Annotated in this window: 17 protein-coding genes; 4 read left to right on the top strand and 13 right to left on the bottom strand. The window is 65.6% G+C overall.

The genetic code is table 11. The features are described 5' to 3' along the window. Positions 1–95: 95 nt before the first annotated feature. The 13 genes from rimI to H8M03_RS05330 all read right to left on the bottom strand — a co-directional run bounded on the left by rimI (position 96) and on the right by H8M03_RS05330 (position 10,966). Complete coding sequence (rimI, locus tag H8M03_RS05390) at positions 96–554, bottom strand: ribosomal protein S18-alanine N-acetyltransferase (protein ID WP_187480709.1); 459 nt, start codon at positions 552–554, stop codon at positions 96–98. Further along, the gene (tsaB, locus tag H8M03_RS05385; protein WP_187480708.1) at positions 551–1,159 is read right to left on the bottom strand and encodes a tRNA (adenosine(37)-N6)-threonylcarbamoyltransferase complex dimerization subunit type 1 TsaB; all 609 of its coding nucleotides are present in this window, start codon (positions 1,157–1,159) and stop codon (positions 551–553) included. The genes rimI and tsaB overlap by 4 nt, the downstream gene beginning before the upstream one ends. A 63-nt stretch (positions 1,160–1,222) precedes the next feature. Further along, on the bottom strand, positions 1,223–1,795 hold the full coding sequence (locus H8M03_RS05380; RefSeq protein WP_187480707.1) for a NifU family protein: 573 nt from the start codon (positions 1,793–1,795) through the stop codon (positions 1,223–1,225). A gap of 31 nt (positions 1,796–1,826) precedes the next feature. Beyond that, the gene (locus tag H8M03_RS05375) at positions 1,827–2,483 is read right to left on the bottom strand and encodes a cytochrome b/b6 domain-containing protein (protein ID WP_187480706.1); all 657 of its coding nucleotides are present in this window, start codon (positions 2,481–2,483) and stop codon (positions 1,827–1,829) included. Positions 2,484–2,489: 6 nt separating this feature from the next. Next, positions 2,490–3,047, bottom strand: a complete 558-nt coding sequence (locus tag H8M03_RS05370) for a c-type cytochrome (protein ID WP_187480705.1) — start codon at positions 3,045–3,047, stop codon at positions 2,490–2,492. Between the two features lie 24 nt (positions 3,048–3,071). Then, complete coding sequence (gene mmsB, locus H8M03_RS05365) at positions 3,072–3,959, bottom strand: 3-hydroxyisobutyrate dehydrogenase (RefSeq protein ID WP_187480704.1); 888 nt, start codon at positions 3,957–3,959, stop codon at positions 3,072–3,074. 12 nt (positions 3,960–3,971) lie between these two features. Further along, positions 3,972–4,208 (bottom strand): hypothetical protein, encoded by a 237-nt coding sequence (locus H8M03_RS05360; RefSeq protein WP_187480703.1) that lies wholly within the window; start codon positions 4,206–4,208, stop codon positions 3,972–3,974. Then, positions 4,205–4,984, bottom strand: a complete 780-nt coding sequence (locus H8M03_RS05355) for an enoyl-CoA hydratase (RefSeq protein ID WP_187480702.1) — start codon at positions 4,982–4,984, stop codon at positions 4,205–4,207. The genes H8M03_RS05360 and H8M03_RS05355 overlap by 4 nt, the downstream gene beginning before the upstream one ends. After that, positions 4,981–6,054: an enoyl-CoA hydratase/isomerase family protein gene (locus H8M03_RS05350; RefSeq protein ID WP_187480701.1), complete on the bottom strand. Its 1,074-nt coding sequence runs from the start codon at positions 6,052–6,054 to the stop codon at positions 4,981–4,983. Before H8M03_RS05350 ends, H8M03_RS05355 begins: the two co-directional genes overlap by 4 nt. Further along, the gene (locus H8M03_RS05345) at positions 6,051–7,193 is read right to left on the bottom strand and encodes an acyl-CoA dehydrogenase family protein (RefSeq protein WP_187480700.1); all 1,143 of its coding nucleotides are present in this window, start codon (positions 7,191–7,193) and stop codon (positions 6,051–6,053) included. The genes H8M03_RS05350 and H8M03_RS05345 overlap by 4 nt, the downstream gene beginning before the upstream one ends. A 32-nt stretch (positions 7,194–7,225) precedes the next feature. Further along, a complete protein-coding gene (locus tag H8M03_RS05340; RefSeq protein WP_187480699.1) occupies positions 7,226–7,795 on the bottom strand; it encodes a hypothetical protein in 570 nt (189 codons plus the stop codon). 63 nt (positions 7,796–7,858) lie between these two features. Then, complete coding sequence (locus H8M03_RS05335; RefSeq protein ID WP_187480698.1) at positions 7,859–9,268, bottom strand: serine hydrolase domain-containing protein; 1,410 nt, start codon at positions 9,266–9,268, stop codon at positions 7,859–7,861. Positions 9,269–9,469: 201 nt separating this feature from the next. Further along, complete coding sequence (locus H8M03_RS05330) at positions 9,470–10,966, bottom strand: CoA-acylating methylmalonate-semialdehyde dehydrogenase (RefSeq protein WP_187480958.1); 1,497 nt, start codon at positions 10,964–10,966, stop codon at positions 9,470–9,472. Between the two features lie 212 nt (positions 10,967–11,178). Between H8M03_RS05330 and H8M03_RS05325 the strand changes: the two genes are divergently transcribed. The 4 genes from H8M03_RS05325 to rnr are packed head-to-tail and all read left to right on the top strand — an operon-like array spanning position 11,179 to position 16,074. Then, entirely contained in the window at positions 11,179–12,600 is a 1,422-nt protein-coding gene (locus tag H8M03_RS05325; protein ID WP_187480697.1) for a M28 family peptidase, read from the top strand. A gap of 9 nt (positions 12,601–12,609) precedes the next feature. Continuing rightward, positions 12,610–12,873 carry a DksA/TraR family C4-type zinc finger protein gene (locus H8M03_RS05320; protein WP_187480696.1) on the top strand — a complete coding sequence of 88 codons (264 nt, stop codon included), beginning with the start codon at positions 12,610–12,612 and terminating at the stop codon, positions 12,871–12,873. A 19-nt stretch (positions 12,874–12,892) separates the two neighbouring features. Then, positions 12,893–13,831 carry a DMT family transporter gene (locus H8M03_RS05315; protein ID WP_187480695.1) on the top strand — a complete coding sequence of 313 codons (939 nt, stop codon included), beginning with the start codon at positions 12,893–12,895 and terminating at the stop codon, positions 13,829–13,831. Between the two features lie 5 nt (positions 13,832–13,836). After that, complete coding sequence (rnr, locus tag H8M03_RS05310; protein ID WP_187480694.1) at positions 13,837–16,074, top strand: ribonuclease R; 2,238 nt, start codon at positions 13,837–13,839, stop codon at positions 16,072–16,074. The last annotated feature ends 44 nt before the right edge of the window (positions 16,075–16,118 follow it).

Raw genomic sequence — 16,118 nt, 5'->3', positions numbered from 1 at the left:
GACTTGAACATGCGCATGCGCGGGTGGTGAAAGGCGGGCCGTAGCCACGCGGCGCCCCAGCCGCAATAGGATTGCGGCAATAACCCGGGTTCAGGTCAAGCGGACAGCATGAACGTCAGCGCGTCAAACTGTGCGCCGCCGCGCCCGCGATAATAGTTCTTGCGCCGATTGGTTTGCTGAAACCCGGCGGCTTCATAAAGGCGGACCGCGGAATTGCCGTCCCGCACTTCCAGGTGGATGCTTTCGGCGTCGTTTTTCTTGGAATCTTCGATGTATTGTTCGAGCAGCGCTCGTCCGACGCCGTCACCCTGGGCCTCCGGGGCGACCGCCAGCAACAGCAGTTCCGAATCGCCGGCGACCGTACGGTAGAGCGCGAAACCGACGACCTGCTCCGCAGTGCAGGCCAGCAGCAGCTTGACCCCGGTCATCGGCAGGATTCCGGAACATTGCGCACGGGTCCATGCTTCGCCGAACTCCTCGGCGAACGCGGCGCCCATCACGTTCATCACCCCGTCGAGGTCGGCCGAGCAGCCGGTGGTAAGCGTCACGGTCATGCCGCCGACCGGACCTTGGCGTCAGGTGCGCGGGCATAGACCGGTACCGGCGGAAGGAGGCGCAATGCTTCTGGCAGATCGAGAGCATGCGCGGCGGACGGCCAGGCGTCGACCGCTTCGCCGGTGCCGCGCGCCTCGACCAGCAGGGCAGCGCCGGACCCGACGACCAGCCTGGCAGAAATCGCCGTGGCGGCGGCGGCCGGCGCAAGGTTGAGAATGTCGGTCGCGGGCTCAAGCCCGGTGCCGAACTGCTGGACGAACAGTTCGCCGTGTCCGCCGATTGCCGCGGCCGCCACGTCTTCCGAAGCGTCGACGGAGGCGGCCAGAAGGGCCAGCGACGATAGGCCGCACAACGGCACGTCCCAGCCGATGGCGAGCCCGTGGGCGGCCGCGATGCCGACGCGGATGCCGGTGAAGCTGCCGGGCCCGACCCCGACGAGGATGCTGTCCGCGCGGCGTCCGGCGAGCATTTCCGCAAGCATCGGCGCCAGGCGTTCGGCGTGCCCACGATGAATAACTTCGTCGCGGCGGTCGATGCACTGGCCGTCATCACCGAACAGGGCGGCGGTGCAGGCCGAGCTGGATGTTTCGATCGCCAGGATCATTGCGCCAAGTGGCCACAGCGCGGACGCCGGGGCAAGCCCTGCAATGGACGGTAGTGCCGCAGTCTAGACGGCTTCGACCGATTCCACTTCCGGGACGTAATGTTTGATCAGGCTTTCAATGCCGCGCTTCAGCGTGATCGCAGAGGATGGGCACCCCTGGCAGGCGCCATGCATGGACAGATAGACGCGGCCGTCCTTGTAGCCCTTGTACGCGATGTCGCCGCCGTCCTGCGCGACCGCCGGGCGGACGCGGGTTTCGATCAGGTCCTTGATCTGGTCGATGATGTCGGCGTCTTCGGGACTGTCTTCGAAGGCTGCATCGCCATCGACGGCGATCCCGGCGGCGCTGCCCGGGCGGAACAGCGGCGCGCCGGTGACGAAATGGTCCAGCAACGCCTCGACCACGATTGGCTCCAGGTCGGTCCACGATACGCCGGGCGCGGCGGTGACCGAGATGAAATCGTGGCCGTAGAATACGCCTTCGATCATGCCGGTTTCGAACAGGCCGGTCGCCAGCGGAGAGGCTTCGGCGCTCGGCGCGTCGGGAAAATCGCGCGTGCCGCCGTCCATCACGGTCTGGCCGGGCAGGAATTTGCGGGTCGCCGGGTTGGGCGTCTGTTCGTTGCGGATCAGCATGGGGGCGATGTGGCCCCGCGCACCGGTCCGATCAAGGGCCGAACGGCGGCAGGCCTCTGGCGATCCAGACCATGAGCGCGAAGGCCGCGACGGCGCAGGCGACCGCGACCAGGGTGGGGACCCGGCGCATCGGGGTCACTCCGGCGGCCAGGTCGGCCCGGCCGCTGATCATCGGCGTCACCAGGTTGAGCTTCTTGACCAGCAGGTAGAAGACGATGGCGGCGATGTGCAGCCCGATCAGCACGAGCAGCACGTTGAAGCTGGCCTCGTGGACGTCGTGCAGCCAGTCGGCCGTCGACAGGGAAACATATTTGGCCAGTGGGCCTTCGATCAGCCCGTCCTCGTCGACATTGAACAGCCCGGTGACGACCTGGACGATCAGCGCCAGGAGCAGGGCAACGACACTGAGCGCGCCCAGCGGCGTATGGCCCGGCGCGGTCCAGCGCATCCCGCTCCGCAGGTAGGTCCGCACCGCGGCCGGCCCTTTCACGAAGGAAGCGAATCGGGCGGTAGAGCTGCCAAAGATCCCCCATAGAAGGCGGAAGATCAGCAGGAACAGGACTGCGTAGCCGGACCAGAAGTGCCAGTCGTCACGCCCGGTCTCGGCGGTCCACCAGCTGAACGCGACAAGCACCACCAGCGCCCAGTGAAACAGGCGGATCGGCAGGTCCCAAACCCGGTTCCTCAAACCGGATCAATCCTTCTCGCGATAGGTGTCGTGGCAGGACTTGCAGGTCTTGCCGAGCTCGCCCTGCGCGGTACGGATGGCGGCCACGTCGGTGCCCTGAGCGGCGGTCTTGAACGCCTGCGCGGCGCGGTCGAAATCGCTCGCCTTGGCAAGGAAATCGGCCGGCTGTTCCCAGACGATCGCCTTGGCGTGGGTCTTGCCCGCGTCGGGACCGGTGCCGGCCGGGAACCAGGACGGAAGCTGCGGCGCCAGCGCGGCGATGGTGTCGGCGTTGGTGCGAACGCGCGCGAGGTCGGGCGAACCGGCGTCGAGTTCACGCCCGATCACTTTCATCGCATCGCCCAGTTTCTCGAAATTCTCGTGCCGGTCGTGCATCACGGTCTTGGCGGTCTCGGCATCCACTGCGGCGGGCAGGGCGGCCGCACTCGTATTCGCCGGCGCAGCGGCGTCGGTCACGGCCTCGTTCTCGACCGCAGCCGTGTTGGTGTCGACGGCAGGCTGCTGCTCGCAAGCCGCGGCGAACAGCGCCGTTCCGGCAAGGGTCAGGATCGCGATAGTGCGCACGTCAGGTCTCCTTGTTGTGCCGGATCACTCGCTCCAGCTTCCGTCGATCATCTTTATAATGCCGGAAAAGTCTTTTGAGCCGCCGCCTTTTTCGACGAACGCCTCGTACATTTCTTCGGCTTCCTCACCCATCTCCACTTCGACGCCGGCCTGCTCCGCGGCCTGCATCGCCAGCTTGAGATCCTTGAGCATCAGCGCCGCTGCAAAGCCGCCGTCATAATCATTGTCGGCAGGGGTCTTCGGCCCGACGCCCGGGACCGGGCAGTAGGACGTCATCGACCAGCTTTGCCCCGATGCCTGCGAACTGATGTCGTAGAATACCTTGGGATCGAGCCCCAGCTTCTGCGCCAGCACGAATGCCTCGCAGGTCACCGCCATGGTGGCGCCGAGGATCATGTTGTTGCAGATCTTGGCCGCCTGTCCGGCGCCGGCCTCACCGGCATGGATCACCGCCTTGGCCATCGGCTCGAGGATCGGCTGGGCCTCGGCAAAGGCTTCGTCCGAACCGCCGACCATGAAAGCGAGGGTGCCGCCGGCTGCGGCGGCGATGCCGCCCGACACCGGCGCGTCGACCATCGCGTAACCCTTCGCCTGCGCTTCTTCGGCGACGGTGCGGGCGCTGCCGACGTCGATAGTCGAACAATCGATCAGCAACGCGCTTTCAGGCGCATTGCCGAACACCTGGCTGCGATAGACGTCCAGCACGTGCTTGGCAGCCGGAAGCATGGTGACGACGACTTCGGCATCCTTCACCGCCTCGGCGGCGGAGGCGGCACGGTTGCAGCCGGCCTGCTCGGCGGCGGCCAACGCCTCTTCGCTGAGGTCGAACGCCTGCACGTCGTGGCCAGCCTTGACCAGGTTCGGCGCCATCCCGCCGCCCATGTGACCAAGGCCGATGAATGCGATCTTCATTTGCTTCTCCAACTAACTGACGAGCAGCCAGATTCCGAGACCGGTCAACGTCGGACCAGATCCTAACAGATAGACAAGAGTCATCACCGAGTTGAAGCGAACCAAATGTCGCGTGATCTTCCAACTCTCAAACGAAACCATATGACGACTGGAAAATTGGCCTTTGCCATTCCGATAGTCTCGCCATTCGACCAGACCGAGGGCGGTGCAGGCGATCCCCACCACAATCAGAAGGATGGCTTCGGTCACTGCCCCGTCCAGTTACCCGGCCGTTTCTCGACGAAGGCGGCCATGCCTTCCTTCTGGTCCTCGCTCCCGAACAGGCCATGGAACAGGCGGCGTTCGAAGTTGATGCCCTGCGCCAGCGGCATCTCGAACGCGGCGTTGACCATTTCCTTGTTGGCGACGGCGGCCAGCGGCGGCATCGCGGCGATGGTCTCGGCGGTCTTCAGCGCCTCTTCCAGCAGCTGAGCGGCCGGCACGACCCGAGCGACGAGACCGGAGCGTTCGGCTTCCTCGGCGCCCATCATCCGGCCCGTGAGGCACATTTCCATCGCCTTGGACTTGCCGATCGCCAGCGTCAGCCGCTGCGACCCTCCCATGCCCGGCGTGACGCCCAGCTTGATCTCGGGCTGGCCGAATTTCGCGGTGTCGGAGGCGATGATGAAGTCAGCCATCATCGCCACTTCGCAGCCGCCCCCAAGCGCGAAGCCGTTGACCGCGGCGATCCACGGTTTGCGGGTCCGGGTAACCTGCTCCCACCCGGCGAAGAAGTTGGCGTTGTACATGTCGGAGAAGCCCTGGCTCTGCATCTCCTTGATGTCCGCGCCCGCGGCGAACGCCTTTTCGCCGCTGCCGGTCAGCACCAGGCAGTGCTGCGACGGGTCGCTGTCGTAGGCCGCGAAAGCGTGGATCAGTTCGTCCAGGACCTTGCTGTTCAGCGCGTTGAGCGCTTCCGGGCGGTTGAGGGTGACCAAAGTCACCGCGCCCTTCGTCTCGACGAGGATGGCGGAATAATCGGTCATTTCTGGGTCTCCGGAAACGGGGTCCACTGCTCGCTCGCGGGGAGCGGCGCGAACAAGGTGTCGAGCATCTCGCCGGTGACGGCTTCGGGCGCCGGCGGCTCCCAGCTCGGGCGATTGTCCTTGTCGATCAGCAGCGCGCGGACGCCCTCCTTGAAATCGTGCGTTCGCACGACGTTGGCGGCAAGCGCATATTCGGCGCGCATTTCGTCGGCGAACGTATCGCGCCCGGCGCCTTCGGCGAGCAGCCGGAGCGACACCTTGCACGACAGCGGGCTCTTGCCGCGCAACGTGCCCAGTTCCTTTTCGGCCCAGTCGCCGCCATCTGCCTCCAGCGCCGCAATCACCTCTTCCAGGCTGTCGGACGCGAACAGGCGGCTGATCTGCGGCGCGCTGGCGGCGATCCGCGGCTCCGGCGCGCTCTCGGAGGCCGCGCCGAGCGCGCCTTGCACCCGGTCCGGCGCCTTGGCGATCCGCTCGACCAGGTCCTCGAGCGAGCCGCTGGGGACGTAATGGGTGGCAAGGCCGAGATAAGCGCATTCGGCGCCGTCGAGCCGCGCTCCGGTTAGCGCCATGAACTGGCCGACGCGGCCCGGAAGGCGCGACAGGTACCAGCCGCCGCCGACGTCGGGGAACAGGCCGATGCCCGTTTCCGGCATCGCCAGCCGCGTGTTCTCGGTCGCGACGCGATAGGTGCAGGGCTGCGAAATGCCGACCCCGCCGCCCATCGTGATTCCGTCCATGATCGCCACGGTCGGCTTGTCATAAGTGAACAGCAAATGGTTCAGCCGGTATTCGGCAAAGAAGAAATCGCGCGCCTCGGCCGCGTCGCCGGCGCCGCTCCTGGCCAGCATGACGACGTCGCCGCCGGCGCAGAAGCCGCGGCCGACCGCATGGTCGATCACCACGCATTGGACGTTGTCGTCGGTGCGCCAGCGCAGCAACGCCGCGCTCATCGTCTCGCACATGCCGGTGGTCAGTGCGTGGATCGCCTTCGGGCGATTGAGGCGGATGCGGCCAACGCCGCCTTCCGCCGAAACCAGGACCTCGTCCGCCGTTTCCGTATCCGTCACTGGCGCAGCAAATCCCGGCTAACGATGACGCGCATGATCTGGTTGGTCCCCTCCAGGATCGAATGGACGCGCAAGTCGCGCCAGAAACGTTCGATCGGATAGTCCTGCAAATAACCGTAGCCGCCGTGCAGCTGCAGCGCGCGGTCGACGACCGAGCTTCCGGTGTCGGTGGCCAGCCGCTTGGCCATGGCCGCGAAACGGGTCTTGTCCGGTGCGTTGGCGGTCACCTTCGCCGCGGCGACGTAAAGCAGGTAGCGCGCCGCCTGCAGCTCGGTCTCCATATCGGCAAGCGTGAATTGCGTGTTCTGGAAATCGGCGATCGGATGGCCGAATTGCTGGCGTTCCTTGGTGTAGGCGACGCTTTCATCGAGACAGCGCTGGGCCCCGCCAAGCGAACAGGCGCCGATGTTCAGCCGCCCGCCGTCAAGACCCATCATGGCGATCCGGAAACCTTCGCCCTCCGCTCCGACGCGGTTGGCGACGGGCACACGGACCTCGTCGAAATTGACCTGTGCCGTGGGCTGCGAATGCCAACCGAGCTTCTTTTCCTGCGCGCCGAAGCTGACGCCGTCCATGTCCTTGTCGATGACCAGGCAGGTGATGCCCTTTGGCCCTTCCTCGCCGGTGCGGACCATAGTCACATAGACCTCGTTCTCGCCGCCACCGGAGATGAAAGCCTTCGATCCGCTGACGATATAATGATCGCCGTCGAGCCGGGCCCTGGTCTTGAGCGCCGCCGCATCGGAACCGGACGACGGTTCGGTCAGGCAATAACTCCCCATCCGCTCCATTGTGATCATCGACGGCAGATACTTCTGCTTGACCTCGTCGCTGCCGAAGCGGTCGATCATCCACGACGCCATGTTGTGGATCGAGATGAAGGCGCTGGTCGACGGGCAGCCATAGGCCATGGCTTCCATGATCAGCGCGGCTTCCAGCCGGCCAAGGCCGATGCCGCCGCTTTCCTCGCTGACGTAGATTGATCCGAAGCCAAGCTCTGCGGCTTCGCGGATCACGTCGCGCGGGAAGATGTGCTTTTCGTCCCACTCGGCAGCGTTGGGGGTGATGGCGTCGGCGGTGAACTTGCTGGCCATCTCCTGGATCTGGAGCTGGTCGTCGGTTAGCTCGAACTGGTGCATGGCTGGGGCCTTAGCGGCGCATCCCGCCCTTGTCAGCAACGCGCATAGGTAAAGGTTTCAAGCGGGTCGCGTTCGGTCCGGACCAGCTTGTCATCCTGCAGTTCGAGCGCCTGATAACGCTGCCACTCCTGGCCCTCGCCCGTGAAATTGAACTGGCCGTTGGCGGAGTTAGGGGACGTTTGAAGGGTGACGGTGGGAATGGCGCGGCTTTCGTAGAACTTCAGTGAATCCGCGGAAACCACCAGCAAACCCTTGTTGTCGCCGCCGGTCGAGGTGCAGTCGCCCGGCGTCAAACCCCAGCGGCCATGAAGCGCGGCGGGAATGGCCGCGTTGCCGGCCGGTTGTTCCGGCGCCGAGGTTTGCCCCGGAGGCTGCGGGTCGCCGGTGGCGCTTGCTTGCTGCCGGTTGAGGCTCGGCAGGGCTTCGGCCCCGCTGCTGTTGTTTTCGATGACATCCTCGCCGCTACAAGCGGCAAGCAGGAGACAGGCGATAATCGCGATATGTTTGGTCATTGCGCGACAACCGCCCGCGGCGAAAGACGGTTGCGTGAGCCGGGAATTAAACTGGACAGGCTCGCCGCAGTGACCGGCTGGCAGGGCCAAGGTTTTTTGATGAACCTCGTTTCCTTGACCTGTTTTCCCGATGCGCGGGCTCTCCGCTGCCGATCAGGCTGCCTTGGGAACGGCCAGCGCCTGGAGGATATGCGACGTGACTTCGATGCACGACGTCATTGTCGAATTCGACAGCACGGCCACGGTATACGGCGTGCCGGGAATACTGCCGAAATCGGTGCAGACCCCGGGCGCGTTGCCGCCATGGCCGATCAGGGGTTCACCGGTTCTCGCGATCGACATCACGCCGTAGCCATATTTTGGAGAGCCGAGTTCGGGCTTCGGATCGGAGTGCAGCCGCACGGTTTCCGGTTTCACGATCTGGCCGGTTTCCAGCGCATTGGCGAACTTGATAAGGTCAGGTGCCGACGACACGCTGCCCCCGTCGGACGTGCCGCGAGCCTGGGCGTATTTTTCCTGCTTCACATAGCGGAGTTTTTGGCCGTCCAGCTTGACGTCATAGCGCTGCGCCATGACCACGGCGTCCTGGTCTTGATGCGGGAAGGACGTGCTGGTCATGCCCGCAGGCGCGAACAGGTTTTCGCGGACATAGTCGTAGTAGGTCTTTCCGCTGGCAGCTTCGATCACGAGGCCAAGCAGCAGGTAACCGACGTTGCTGTAGGCCCATTTTTCGCCCGGTTCGAACTTCGGCGCTTCGCGGTCGACCAGGTCGATCACGTCCTGCGGGCTGCGCAATTCATGGATTGAATTGAAATAGGCCGGACCGAATTGGTTGCCGAGCCCCGCCGTGTGACTGAGAAGGTGCTTGATCTTGATCCGTTCGGCGCTTTGCCGGTCCGGGAAGTCGGGTACGAACCTGGCCAGCGGGTCCTCGTAGCTGAGCTTGCCCTGCTCGACGAGCTTGCCGATGGCGATACTGGTGAAAAGCTTGGTCGTGCTTGCGATATCGAACGGGGTATCGATCGTGTTCGGAATCCTTCTTTCCCGGTCGGCAAAACCGTGGGCGCGCTCGAAGACCGCTGTCCCGTCGCGCGCAATCAAGACGACGCCCGAAAAGAGGTCGGCTTCCGCAACCGTGTCGAGATAGGCGCCGATATGCTCGAACCGCGCCGCTTCGGAACCTAGGCTGAGCTTGGTCGGGACGAGCAGAGCCGGCGGAATGTTGGCGATGCGGTAGGGTGCCGCGTTTTCGACCTGGATCGTGAGCAAATGCTTGTGGCCGGTGAGCCGAAACTGGACGACGGCCGTCGCTTTTCCTTTTTCGAGTTTGGCCATTCGGACAAATTCCAGCCCGTGGCTTCGGCGATGGAGGTCGAGCAATTTGCCGACTAGCGGCAACGGGCTGTAGCCTCCGGACGGCACCGGTTCGGACACGCCGTTGGCATCGATGAACGCCTGCATGACTGCGGCATCGCCGCTGTTTACCGCGGCAAGCAGCGCCTTGAGCCGATCACTCGCAGCACGGTCCAGGTCAGTCGTCTCGCCCTTGGCATCCACTTGCACAGAACCGCTGCCCGCTGCCGCGTTCGAGCGATCGAAAGGGAAAGCGGCCGTTGCGCAAAGCGCGAGCAAGGCCAGGCTAAGTCGGAGTTGTAAGGCGCGGACCATTGGGCTTCCCGATTGCACATTCGTGAGCGTGCATCATTGAAGCCTGAATTGGCGATTTGCATGGGCCAGAAGTCACGGTCGCGCTGAAAAAGCGCTTTACCCCATTGTCGGAATGACGAACGCATTCGACCCGTCGCCGCCGCCATCGGGCCAGCGCTGGGTGACGACCTTGTTCTTGGTCCAGAAGCGGACGCCTTCCTGCCCGTACTGGCCGATGTCGCCGAAGCCCGAGCGCTTCCAGCCGCCGAAGCTGTGATAGCTAACCGGAACCGGGATCGGTACGTTGACGCCGACCATGCCGACGTTGACGCGGTGCGTGAATTCGCGCGCGGCGTGGCCGTTGCGGGTGAAGATGGCGACGCCGTTGCCGTAATCGTGCTGGCTGGGCAGCTTGACTGCTTCCTCGAAATCCTTGGCGCGGACGATCTGCAGCACCGGGCCGAAAATCTCGTCCTGATAGCTCTTCATGCTGGTCTTGACGTGGTCGAACAGCGTGGGGCCGACGAAGAAGCCCTTTTCGTGACCTTGCAGCGTGAAGCCGCGGCCGTCGACGACCAGTTCGGCGCCTTCGTCGACGCCCATCTGGATATATTGTTCGATGCGTTCCTTATGGGCCTGACTGACGACCGGGCCGTAATGCGCCTCGCTGTCGGTCGACACGCCGACGCGCAGTGCGTCGATCGCCGGGAGCAGCTTTTCGCGCAGCTTGTCGGCGGTGTCCTCGCCGACCGGAACGACCACGGGCAGGGCCATGCAGCGTTCGCCGGCCGACCCGAATGCCGCGCCGGCAAGGTCGTTGACGACCTGGTCGAGGTCGGCGTCGGGCATAACGATGCCATGGTTCTTGGCGCCGCCGAAGGCCTGCACGCGCTTCCCGTTCTGGCCGCCGCGGGTGTAGATATAGTGAGCGATGTCGGACGACCCGACGAAGCTGACTGCCGCGATGTCCGCATGGTCGAGGATCGCGTCGACCATTTCCTTGTCGCCGTGGACGACGTTGAGGATGCCGTCGGGCAGGCCCGCTTCCTGCATCAGTTCGGCCAGGCGGACGGGCACGCTGGGGTCGCGTTCTGACGGCTTGACGATGAAGGCGTTACCGCATGCAATGGCCGGGCCGAACATCCACATCGGGATCATGGCCGGGAAGTTGAACGGCGTGATGCCCGCGCCGATGCCCAGCGGCTGGCGCATCGAATAGACGTCGATGCCGGGCCCCGCGCCGTTGGTATATTCACCCTTCAACGACTGCGGAATGCCGCAGCAATATTCGATCACTTCCAGCCCGCGCTGGACGTCGCCCTTGGCGTCGGCGACGACCTTGCCGTGCTCGCTCGACAGCAGTTCGGCGAGTTCCTGCATGTTCTTTTCGACCAGCTCGCGGAACTTGAAGAAGACGCGGGCGCGGCGCTGCGGATTGGTCGCCGCCCATTCCGGCTGCGCGGCCTTGGCGGCGTCCACCGCCTTTTGCAGGTCGGACGCGGCGCCCAGCTTGACCCGCGCCTGCACCTCACCGCGATTGGGGTCGAAGACGTCGCCGGTGCGGCCGCTCGACTGATACGCTTCGCCGGCAATGAAATGGTCGATGTCACGCAACATGGGGCAGGGATCCTGGGTCTGGGGAAAGGTTGGCCGCTCCCTAGACCCGCGGGCGGCCAATGCAAAGTTGGCCGCGCCAGACCGCGCCGCAGTTGCGGTTACCGGTCCTTTCGCCTCGCTCTGCCCCGACGCATGCATGCCGGGGGAATGACCATGGCGATTTTGACCCGAAGCTGGCCGTGCGGCGTTTCCGATGCCACACTATGCCCATGAAACATCTTCCCGCCCTCACCGCCCTTTTGTTCGCCACCGCTGCCGCGGCGACCCCGCCATTGCCGCCGCCGCCACCGCCCAAGGGCCCGGAACTGGCCGCCATCATCCAGTCGGTCAGCGGACAGCGGATGCGGCAGGATGTCGAAAGGCTGGTCAGCTTCGGCACGCGCCACACCTTGTCGTCGCAGACCGATCCGCGGCGCGGCATCGGCGCCGCGCTGAACTGGACCGAAGCGCAGTTCAAAAGCTTCGGCCTGCAAACCGTCCGCCCGTGCGACATGGTCACCGGCCGCCGCGTGCCGACGCCGACGCGAGTGTGCGACATGGTCGCGATCCAGCGCGGGACGGAACGGCCCAACGACGTCGTCATCATTACCGGCCACATCGACAGCCGCGTGAGCGACGTGATGAACGCCACCGCAGACGCGCCCGGCGCGAACGACGACGGATCGGGCACCGCCGCGGTCATTGAAGCGGCGCGCGTGCTGGCGAAGCAGAAGTTTGCCGGGACCATCGTCTATGCGGCGCTGTCGGGCGAGGAACAGGGCCTGCTGGGCGGCAAGGTCCTCGCCGATTATGCCAAGGCCCAGGGCTGGAATGTCGTCGCCAATCTGAACAACGACATCATCGGCAACAGCTGCGGGTCCGACCGCGTCTGCAACGACCGGCAGGTGCGCGTCTTTTCCGAAGGGCCGCGGTGGCAGGGGCATGAGGCGCTGGCCGCGCGCATCCGCAGCCTTGGCGGAGAAAATGACGCGCCGTCGCGCAACATCTCGCGCTTTCTCGACGACCTCGCCGGACACGTCCCCGCCGGGATCGACGTGGTGCAGATCTGGCGCAACGACCGTTTCGGTCGCGGCGGCGACCATACCGAATTCCTCAATAGCGGCTTTCCTGCCGTCCGCCTGTCCGTGGCGGTCGAGGATTACGAGCATCAGCACCAGGACCTGCGAACCGACAAGGGCATCAAATATGGCGATACCGTCGACGAAATGGACTTTGCGTATCTGGAGCGCGTGACGAAGCTGAACGTCGCCGCGCTGGCGGCGATCGCCAATGCGCCGCCGCCGCCCGATGCCGCGGCCGAGGGCGCGGTTTCGACCGACACCATCGTCCGCTGGAATCCGGTTGCCGGCGCGCGCGGATATGTCGTCCGCTGGCGCGCGACCGACGCCAGCCAGTGGGGCGGCGCGCAATACATTCCCGTCGGCGCGGGTGACGGTAATGGCTGCCTGACGGTGCCCGCAAAGGAAGATTCACCCAACCTTCGGTGCGGACTGACACTGCCCGGCGTACGCGTCGACGATTATGTCTTCGGCGTGGCGTCGGTCAGCGCCAATGGCTGGGTCAGCCCGGTGGCTTCGGCCGTTCCGGGTGGCGCCTTCAAGCCCTATAGTGCTCCGGTCGAAGGACAATAGGAGGCAGCGATGGCCGGCGGTTGGACACGGGACGGAGCGGTCCAGGATCAGATCGACGACACCGTCAAGGACGCGGTCGCGCGCGCCCGGTCGCTCACTCCGCAGGGCGAAAGCGCCAGCGAATGCGACGATTGCGGCGAAACCATTCCCAAGAAGCGCCGCGATGCGCTGCCCGGCGTGCGCACCTGCATTGCCTGCCAGGCCGAGCGCGACAAGGCGGTCACCCATTCCACCATTAACCGTCGCGGTTCGAAGGATAGCCAGCTGCGCTAGGCGGACGTAGGGGCGGCGCATGCCCGCTTCTGACGTTCGCGACACCGACGAGATTACCGAGCAGCGGCCGCTGCTGGGCGTCGGGTTGCGGCTGGTTACCGCAGTGCTGCTGGCGGTGATGCTCGCGTTGGTGAAGCTGGCCGCGGACCACGGCGTCAACGTCATCGAAAGCCTATTCTATCGCCAGTGCGGATCGGCGCTGTGCGCGGCGGCGCTGGTGGCCTTCGGGCCCGGCTTCGCGACGCTCCGGACACGGCGGGTCTGGGCCCACGTCAGCCGCATGGCGTTGGGCGTCACCGCCATGGGCCTCAACTTCCTCGCTTTCGTCCTGCTGCCGCTGGCGGAGGCGACGGCGATCGGCTTCACCGTGCCGATCTTTTCGACCGTGCTGGCCGCGCTGGTTTTGGGGGAACCGACCGGGCGGTGGCGCTGGGGCGCGGTCGCGGCGGGCTTTGCCGGCGTTCTCGTCATCGTCCAGCCGGGCAGCGGCGCCGTGCCGCTGACCGGGGCGGCGGTGGCGGTGTTCGCGGCGCTGCTGACCGCGTCGGTGACCATCGTCATCCGCCGGCTGGGCGCGACGGAACGCGCATCGACCACCGTCTTCTGGTTCGCGGTCAGCTCGCTGGTGCCGCTGGGCGTCGCGATGCTGTGGTACGGCGGCGCCCACGACGGGAGGACGTTCTGGATTCTGGCCGGGCTGGCGCTGGTCGGGGGGCTAGCGCAGCTGACCCTGACCGGCGCATTGCGGCTTGCGCCGGTCGCGCTGGTCATGCCGATGGATTACACCAGCCTCGTCTGGGCAACCCTGTTGGGCATATTCATTTTCGGCGAGTTGCCGACGCCGTGGGTATGGGCTGGAGCGCCGCTGATCGTCGCTTCGGGGCTGGTGATTATCTGGCGCGAACATCGCCTGGCCCGCCGCGCGGCCTTGTCTGCGAGCGCCGCAGCGCCGAGGTAGGGGGTATGGCCAAACCCAAATCCGCCGCGCTTCCCACCCGCCAGCAGATCCTCGACTTCATCGCCACGTCCGACCAGCCGGCCGGCAAGCGGGAAATCGCGCGCGCCTTCAATCTGAAGGGCAGCGACAAGATCGCGCTCAAGGCTCTGCTCAAGCAGATGGGTGAGGACGGCGAGATCGAAAGTTCGCGCGGCAAGACGCTCAACAAGGCCGGGACCGTGCCCAAGGTGACCGTGCTGCACATCGTCGATGCCGACGAGGACGGGAACATCTGGGCCAAGCCGGAAAGTTGGGACGCCAGCACGCCGCCGCCGCGGCTACGGGTGATCGAGCGCGGCAAGCACGGCGCGCTGGGCATCGGCGACCGCGTGCTCGCCCGCACCGAGGAACGCGGCAAGGGGCATGTCGCCCACCCGTTGAAGAAACTGGCGAAAAAGGCCGAATTAGTGCTGGGCGTGCTGCGCCGTGACGGCAGTCGGTTTTGGCTTACCCCGGTGGAGAAGAAAGAGCGCCGCGAATTCGCCGTCAGCGACGTCGGCGAAGGCGAGGCGGGCGACTTGGTGCTCTGCGAAGTCACCGGCCGAGGCAACACGGTTAGCGCGCGGGTCGACGCGGTGCTCGGCGATCCGTTCGCGCCGCGCAGCTTCAGCCTCATCGCCATTCACAAATACGAGCTGCCGTACGAATTCGACGATGCCGTCCTCGACGAAGCGAAGAAGGTGGCGAAGCTAGCGCTGGGCGAGCGCGAGGACCTTACCAACCTGCCGATCGTCGCCATCGACCCGGCGGACGCGCGCGACCACGACGATGCCATCTGGGCCGAAGCGGACGACGATCCGGACAATGCGGGCGGCTGGAAGGCGATCGTCGCGATCGCCGACGTCAGTTTCTACGTCCGTCCGGACAGCGCGCTCGACCGGTCGGCGCGCAAACGCGGCAACAGCGTCTATTTCCCCGATCGCGTCGTGCCGATGCTGCCGGAGGAATTGTCGGCCGACATCTGCTCGCTGAAGCAGGACCAGGTGCGGGCCGCGATGGCCTGCCACCTCACCATCGCCAAGGACGGCACGATCAAGCAATGGCGCTTTGCCCGCGCCCGCATCCGCGTCGCCGCCAACATCGCCTATGAGGATGCGCAAGCGGCGATCGACGGCACCGCGGGCCGAGTGGCGGCCGACATTGTCGAGGGCGCACTCAAGCCCCTCTGGGGCTGCTGGCGGTCCTTGCTTGCCGCACGCGAGAAACGGCAGCCGCTGGAACTCGACCTCCCGGAGCGCCAGGTGGTGCTGGACGAAAAGGGTCGCATCACGTCCGTCGCCGCGCGCGAGCGGCTCGATGCGCACCGGCTGGTCGAGGATTACATGATCGCCGCCAACGTCGCCGCGGCGCGCGCGCTGGAGGCGAAGAAGGCGCCGGTCATGTACCGCATCCACGAACCGCCAAGCCGCGAGAAACTAGAAGCGCTCAAGGATTATCTCGACACGTTTTCAATCGCCTTCACGCTGGGTCAGGTGATCCGGCCCGCCACCTTCAACGCCATCATCGACAAGTTGGGCGAGTCCGACAGCCGCCCGGATATCATGGAACAGTTGCTGCGCACGCAAATGCAGGCCCGTTACGGGCCCGAACGACTGGGCCATTTCGGGCTGGCGCTGGCAACCTATGGCCACTTCACCTCGCCTATCAGGCGGTACGCCGACCTGTTGATCCACCGCGCCCTGGTCAGCGCCTACAAGCTCGGCGAGGGCGGATTGCCGGCCGCCGACGCGGACAAGTTCGACGAGATCGGCGAACAGATTTCCAGGCTGGAGCGGCGGGCGATGGAGGCGGAGCGCGAGACCGTCGACCGCTATGTCGCCGCTTATCTTGCCGACCAGGTCGGCCAGGTCGTCCAGTGCCGCATCACCGGGGTGCAGCCGTTCGGCTTCTTCGCCACCGTCGTCGATTTCGGCGGCGACGGGATCGTGCCGGTTTCGACCATCGGCGACGAATATTTTCGCTACGACGAAAAGAGCCAGCAGCTGGTCGGCGAGGATAGTGGCACCAGTTTCCGGCAGGGCCAGAAAATCCGGCTCAAAATTGTCGAATCCAACCCGGTCACCGGCGGGCTGCGCTTCGCCCTTCCGGACGGGGAGCGCCCCGAGCGCCAGCCCGACGACCGCCACGACCGGATGCGCCGGCCGAAACCCCTGCACAAGCGCGGCCGGCCGGCCAATATCCGGCACAAGGGCAAGCGCCGCTAAACCCGCTTGCAGGCGGCACCGGCCGCGCTAAATCTGCGCTTCGT

Source organism: Sphingomonas sabuli, from assembly GCF_014352855.1.
In the GTDB taxonomy this organism is placed as follows: Bacteria; Pseudomonadota; Alphaproteobacteria; order Sphingomonadales; family Sphingomonadaceae; genus Sphingomicrobium; species Sphingomicrobium sabuli.
Note: the sequence above shows the minus strand (reverse complement) of the source record. Positions and strands in the feature narration are given on the sequence as shown.

Bases quoted from the DNA above. Each gene is read 5' to 3' on its own strand.
- H8M03_RS05315 (WP_187480695.1), top strand. From the start codon at position 12,893: ATGCCCGCTTCTGACGTTCGCGACACCGACGAGATTACCGAGCAGCGG.
- H8M03_RS05355 (WP_187480702.1), bottom strand. From the start codon at position 4,984: ATGACCGATTATTCCGCCATCCTCGTCGAGACGAAGGGCGCGGTGACT.
- H8M03_RS05325 (WP_187480697.1), top strand. From the start codon at position 11,179: ATGAAACATCTTCCCGCCCTCACCGCCCTTTTGTTCGCCACCGCTGCC.
- tsaB (WP_187480708.1), bottom strand. From the start codon at position 1,159: ATGATCCTGGCGATCGAAACATCCAGCTCGGCCTGCACCGCCGCCCTG.
- mmsB (WP_187480704.1), bottom strand. From the start codon at position 3,959: ATGAAGATCGCATTCATCGGCCTTGGTCACATGGGCGGCGGGATGGCG.
- H8M03_RS05320 (WP_187480696.1), top strand. From the start codon at position 12,610: ATGGCCGGCGGTTGGACACGGGACGGAGCGGTCCAGGATCAGATCGAC.
- rimI (WP_187480709.1), bottom strand. From the start codon at position 554: ATGACCGTGACGCTTACCACCGGCTGCTCGGCCGACCTCGACGGGGTG.
- H8M03_RS05345 (WP_187480700.1), bottom strand. From the start codon at position 7,193: ATGCACCAGTTCGAGCTAACCGACGACCAGCTCCAGATCCAGGAGATG.
- rnr (WP_187480694.1), top strand. From the start codon at position 13,837: ATGGCCAAACCCAAATCCGCCGCGCTTCCCACCCGCCAGCAGATCCTC.
- H8M03_RS05380 (WP_187480707.1), bottom strand. From the start codon at position 1,795: ATGCTGATCCGCAACGAACAGACGCCCAACCCGGCGACCCGCAAATTC.